Raw genomic sequence first — 1,438 nt, forward strand, 5'->3', positions numbered from 1 at the left:
GGCCGCCGCCCGGCTCGCGCTCACCCTGGCCGCCCGCGCGGGGGTGCCGCCCGCCCGGCCCGAGGGACTGGGCGCCGCGGTCGCGGGCACGGTCCCCGGCCGGGCCGCCCTCCTCGCGGCGGTGGCGGTCACGGCCGCGGCGGCCGGCGCGGGCACGCTCCTCGGGCCGTACGGCGCCCTCGGCAGCGCGGCGGCCGTCGTGCTCGCCTGCGCCGCCGCGCAGGCGCTGCTGCGCCACTGCACGCGCCGCTTCGGCGGGGTGACGGGCGACGTCTTCGGCGCCCTCGAGGAGACCGCCGCGACCACGGCACTCCTCGTGTTCTGCCTCCTCCCGTAGGCGCGGACCCCCACCTGGATGAGCGGAACACGGCACCGCGCGTAGGCTCGTGCCCAGGGCTGCGAACGCCCCGGCCGACCTCACCCCTGACGGCCACAGCAACTCAACGGAAGCGAGATTTCACCACCGTGACTGCTCTCACTCTCAGCACCTCCGCGGCGCCCGGCCTGCGGGCCGACGCGATCGTCGTCGGTGTCGCCAAGGTCACCGGCTCCACGTCGGGGGACCTGGTCGTCGCCCCGGGCGCCGAGGCCGTGGACAAGGCGTTCGACGGTCGGCTCGCCGACGTTCTGGAGACCCTCGGCGCCTCGGGCGGCGAGGGCGAGGTGACGAAGCTGCCGGCGCCGTCCGGCCTCAAGTCTCCGCTCGTGCTGGCGGTCGGTCTCGGTGCCCTCCCCGAGAAGGACGCCTCCTTCTCCGCGGAGACGCTGCGCCGCGCGGGCGGCGCCGCCGCCCGCGCGCTGGCGGGCACCAAGAAGGCCGGGTTCGCCCTGCCGGTCGAGGACGCCGCGGACGCGGGCGCCGTCGGGGAGGGCGTGCTGCTCGGCGCGTACGCCTTCGACGCGTACAAGGAGATCGCGAAGAACGGGAACGGCGCCAAGAAGGGCAAGGCCCCGCTCGGCGAGGCCGTGCTGCTCGGCGCCAAGCCCCGCGACAAGGCGTTCAAGGCGGCCGTCGAGCGCGCCACGGCCGTGTCCGAGGAGCTGAACCGCGCCCGCGACCTCGTCAACACCCCGCCGAACGACCTGAACCCGGAGGCCTTCGCGGCCGTCGCGCAGGCCGCGGCCAAGGAGCACGGCATCAAGGTGCAGGTGCTCGACGAGAAGGCCCTCGCCAAGGGCGGGTACGGCGGCATCCTCGGCGTCGGCGCCGGTTCCGCGTCCGCGCCCCGGCTGGTGAAGCTGTCGTACACCTCCTCCAAGGCGAAGAAGCACCTCGCCTTCGTCGGCAAGGGCATCACCTACGACTCGGGCGGCATCTCGCTCAAGCCCGCCGGGCACAACGAGACGATGAAGTGCGACATGAGCGGCGCCGCCGCCGTGTTCGCCGCCGTCGTCGCCGCCGCCCGCCTGGACCTCCAGGTCAACGTGACCGGCTGGC

At 75.4% G+C, this 1,438-nt stretch carries 2 protein-coding genes; both read left to right on the forward strand.

Annotated features, from left to right (window positions below; all coding sequences use genetic code 11):
- Positions 1-337: adenosylcobinamide-GDP ribazoletransferase (locus HO151_RS01965; RefSeq protein ID WP_173894405.1), on the forward strand; the 337-nt coding region annotated here is incomplete at its 5' end.
- Positions 338-465: 128 nt separating this feature from the next.
- On the forward strand, positions 466-1,438 hold a 973-nt coding region (locus tag HO151_RS01970), incomplete at its 3' end, for a M17 family peptidase N-terminal domain-containing protein (RefSeq protein ID WP_368039386.1).

The organism is Streptomyces sp. 8P21H-1, assembly GCF_013302945.1.